The 379-nt window shown below is 77.6% G+C and carries 1 protein-coding gene; it reads left to right on the forward strand.

What is annotated here, in order from left to right; all coding sequences use genetic code 11:
- Nucleotides 1–247: 247 nt before the first annotated feature.
- On the forward strand, nt 248–379 hold a 132-nt coding region (locus SACPADRAFT_RS33670), incomplete at its 3' end, for an ROK family protein (protein ID WP_233357095.1).

The following is a 379-nucleotide window of genomic DNA, read 5'->3' on the forward strand; positions in this document are numbered from 1 at the left end:
TCGACCGAGCTCGACTGGTCCGACGTCGACCTGACCCGCCTGCTCGAACGTCGGCTGGGGGCGCTCAGCGGCGGGCGGATCCCGGTGTCGGTGCGCCCGGCCCCGCACCTCGCCGCGCTCGCCGAGCGGTGGTTCGCACCGGCGGAACCGGGGACCGACGTGCCCCTGCTCGTGGTGGGCGGGGAACGCACGCTCGGTGCGGGGCTGGTGACCGGGACCGACCCCGGACTCCGTCACCGCCCGCGAGATCGGACACGTCCGGGTCCGCCGCCGCGGCCGGCGGTGCGGATGCGGCCGGAACGGCTGCCTGACCACGGTCGCGGGACCGCACGCCCTGCTCCGTGCGGCGGGGCTCGGGGGAACCGTCGGCAGCAGGCTC

Origin of the sequence: Saccharomonospora iraqiensis subsp. paurometabolica YIM 90007 (assembly GCF_000231035.2) — a bacterium.
In the GTDB taxonomy this organism is placed as follows: Bacteria; Actinomycetota; Actinomycetes; order Mycobacteriales; family Pseudonocardiaceae; genus Saccharomonospora; species Saccharomonospora paurometabolica.